The 3,829-nt window shown below is 39.7% G+C and carries 2 protein-coding genes; both read right to left on the minus strand.

The window, feature by feature from the left end:
• Window positions 1–839 precede the first annotated feature (839 nt).
• Window positions 840–1,193, minus strand: a complete 354-nt coding sequence (locus AACT23_RS13720; RefSeq protein ID WP_094127361.1) for a VOC family protein — start codon at window positions 1,191–1,193, stop codon at window positions 840–842.
• Window positions 1,194–1,873: 680 nt separating this feature from the next.
• Window positions 1,874–3,229, minus strand: coding sequence for a hypothetical protein (locus AACT23_RS13725; RefSeq protein ID WP_094127357.1), 1,356 nt, complete (start codon window positions 3,227–3,229; stop codon window positions 1,874–1,876).
• Between the last annotated feature and the right edge of the window lie 600 nt (window positions 3,230–3,829).

Here is a 3,829-nt window from a genome sequence, read left to right on the forward strand (position 1 = left end):
ACACCAAAGAAATAAACAAACACACCACTTCCCGTAAGAAGACTTCGGTTAGTTCAAACACTTCACGAACAGTGCCACTGGCGAGATACACGGAAAAGTGCTGACTTTCAGGTGTAAAGCTAGAGCCTCAGACTAAGAAAAATAAACGCTTAATTTTATGATTTTTCTTAACCTCAGCTAACGCCCAATTAAGTAGTGAGCAACGCAATACAAAAGCCACCGCATTGCGCCTAAAACACAAAACTCACTGCAAACCAAAACTGCCACGCGTTGCGAATCTGCTTGAATTGTTTGTTATGCGATTTGTACGCAAACGCTAAATTGGCCAACGAAAACATTACCTTAAACACGAAAAACTACAAACGCGTAGATAACTTTTTGTGATTCAAGAACCAACGAATTAAACATTTCATAAAAAGGCTGACACAAGTGCGGAACGTTGCTTTAAAGCGAAGATTTGGCTTTTAATTGTGAAAAACTCAACGAGCCGAAATTTCAGCAATAACCTACTTTCAGTAAACTTGCCCTTTCCACACTTTACGCCCGAAACACTTTCCGCGACCAAATACGATTTTCAATGAGGCAACTTCCCGAACTTTGGCATGTTTTACGGTTTTAGTGATTCAAGAATTTGAGCCGAGAATACTGATTTGCCGAAACCAAAAAGCGAGCGGCCAAAGAGATTAAATTTAGAGAAACCTAAGAATTTTGCCTTGTCGCATAACGCCCGGCTAAGGGGTTGACAACGCATCGCCGAACTCAAAAAACACACTGTAAACACTGAACTTCAATTTTGCACTAAAGCCGCCACGCGTTGGCAATCCCTCTTGAGCCGTTTGTTATGTGGCTATTCCACGTAAGCCAATTAGGTTACCAAATGGGTCTTCAACTTGGCATATCGACAACCCATTTTCGATTTCCATCGGTCCACGATATAACCTTGCGCCAAGAGCTTCGAAATGAGCCAAGGCTTCGACTAAATTAGCGACTGACCAATAGACAACAGTCCCTTTTTTACCAGAATCGACTTTCTCATCTGCTTGCACTATTTCAAGCGAGAAACCATTTAAATCAAGCACTGTGAAATCGAACTCTGGGTGATATACCAGAACAGCTTCGGGGAAAGCTTTTTGATACCACGCAAGACCAGATTTCACATCAGAAACATGAACAAGAACAGCTACTGGGGTCACATTCTCTCCTGCCACATAACGCCCAATTAAGTGGTGAACAACGCACTGGCCAAGCCGCTGCATAACACCGTAAAACACTTTACCTAACGCATAGTAAAACCGCCACGCGTTGAGAATCCACTTGAATTGCTTGTTATGTGAATTTTACCGTGAATTCAAAGTAAGCCACCGTAGAAATGAAGAGATTTGAATAAGTTACGTACAAAAACGATGCTGACCAAACCCTAAATTTCACAGCGATCTTAGCCAAAGAGAGCCACTTGCAGAATCAACAACAAAGAAAGCGCCCTTTCAACCACAACAAAACATTTTGCTTTACCAGACTTTCAGAGCTGAGCTTCAGCAAGAGAATCAGTCAAAAAGACATTTCAATTAAAGCGATTTGAAACTGCCGAAACTCAACACAAACCAGATCCAAAACTCCATTGAGGCAACCCAAGAACCTTGAAAACGATCAATCTTAGGTTGTTCAAAAATCCATTTCGACCAAGCCAACTTGCCGAAAACACGGAACGAATTCTCAATGAAATCGTAGCTTTGACCTTAAAAACCCATCAAACACATAACGCCCAATTAAGGTGTGAAGCACGCGACCACGGCACTCAATTTGAACACCGTAAACACAAAACTCAATCCAAACCAAAAATGCCAAGCGTGCTGAATCACTCTTAAATTGTTTGTTATGTGTTTATTTTTCGACGCAGTTGCAACAGTAACCCATACACTGATGAAAATGTGGCTGCATAGTCAAAGAATTCATTTTCAGTCAGATTTATTGAATTTCCATTTTTGTCTTCCAAGCGTCCTTTATGCGCAATCACGTCACGACGCCTTTTAATCGTAAGTAACTTACCAATTAGTATTTCAGACAAGGGCTGAAGATCATTTGCTTTACAGATTAAAGGTAGGAGATATTGCAACTGTGGGCTATAAGATAATGAAGTTGTAAGCACATTACTTACTTTATCAGCACTACTAGCTTTCCCTGGCACGTTGGATAGTTCCAATGTGCAAATTTGGATGAGTAACTGCTCAACACAAGCACTCCCTCTTAGTACAAATCCATTTGAATCCCTGCGAATAAATGCTTTAAGCATTTGGAAAAAGTTCTCATTCTTTTCTTTTATATCTTTTTCAAGATATGTAATCATCAACGAACATGAGTTGCTTCTCGTTATACCTCCACCCGACAATCGTGTCGGATAGTAGCTAGCTTCAAGACTTTTATAGTCTTGTTTACCTAAAATAGGACTATTTCCATGCAACTCCGTTAAAGTCATACCCCCTTGACTGGTTAAGTTTAGATCGAGTATCTCTACTTCAGTGCCAATACCTAGTTTTTTAAAATTGAGATTATTTACCTTATCTTGTTCAATCTCAAAAGTTGCCGAAAGAGTTTTAGCACCTAACAGCTCATAGACCTTACTATTGAAAAAGTTACATCTAAAAACATTAACTAAATATGATTGAAGTTCATCTTGATAATCAGAAACAACCGCATTGCTTCGGCAGAAAAAGCACGGCTCATCAGTAACTAAAGCTTGTACGTCTGAACACTGATCCAATGACAATGACGCCATAGCCCCGACATTATATGGAGAAACCCACTTATCACGTTCAACTCTACATTTTGGACAAGTATAAAGTGGTCGAGATCTAGCAGGGAAAATATTAGTAAACGCGATATCAGCATTAGGGCTAAAAGTAGACATATTTTCGTTATGCTTATCCGCATTTTTAACTAGCGTCTCTTTAAGCTCTATCTCAAAATTATCGAGAAATAAATCTAACTTGTCATTTACTTCATCAGACCAATGAATACGATAGTTTTCAATTGCACCTTTAAATTCAACTTCGTTGGGAAACTCCGTTTTCCAGACCTTTGCTATTTCTTTCTGTGGAGTAAAGTTAAATCCCTCATGATCTTTAGGTGGTAGCGAAAACAGAATTTCAGCAAGTTCATCTGTTGTATTCTGAGTCAATTTTATAATAATCTCACCGCTAGGATTATACTGTGGAGAAATTTTGTACTTCATTTTTGACCTCATTCTGCTGAAACACATAACGCCCGGCTAAGGGGTTGACAACGCACTGCCAGACTCAAAAAACACACCGTAAACCCTGAACTTCAATTTTGTACTAAAGCCGCCAAGCGTTGGCAATCCCTCTTGAGCCGTTTGTTAGGCCAACCAATTGACACCGACACTTTCACAACCAAAGAACGAGCTTTTTTGTAAACTTGAAACAAACTAACCGATTCATTTATAAACCAAAATCTCAAATCAGCAAAGAAACCAAAAAACTCAAATTTAGCGATTTGGAAGAAAAGTGACGAGCGTAGCATGCTCGGCGGACGTTTGGATGCTGAAGGTTATTTTGCCGCTAAATTCACAACGAAAAGCAACCCAACGCGATCGAGAAACAACAAATATGTGATGACGATTTATTGCTTAATTTAAGCCAGAAAACATAGAATTTACCGTTCAATTCCAACTCGATTTAGCTGATAAAAACTCACTTTGCCTAACGCCCGGCTAAGGGGTTAACAACGCACTGCCGAACTCAAAAAACACACCGTAAACACTGAGCTTCAATTTTGTACTAAAGTCGCCAAGCGTTGGCAATCCCTCTTGAGC

This window comes from Vibrio sp. V09_P4A23P171 (assembly GCF_963875615.1).
Lineage (GTDB): Bacteria > Pseudomonadota > Gammaproteobacteria > Enterobacterales > Vibrionaceae > Vibrio > Vibrio anguillarum.

Coding starts and splice junctions, on each gene's coding strand:
- AACT23_RS13725 (WP_094127357.1), bottom strand. CDS start 3,229: ATGAAGTACAAAATTTCTCCACAGTATAATCCTAGCGGTGAGATTATT.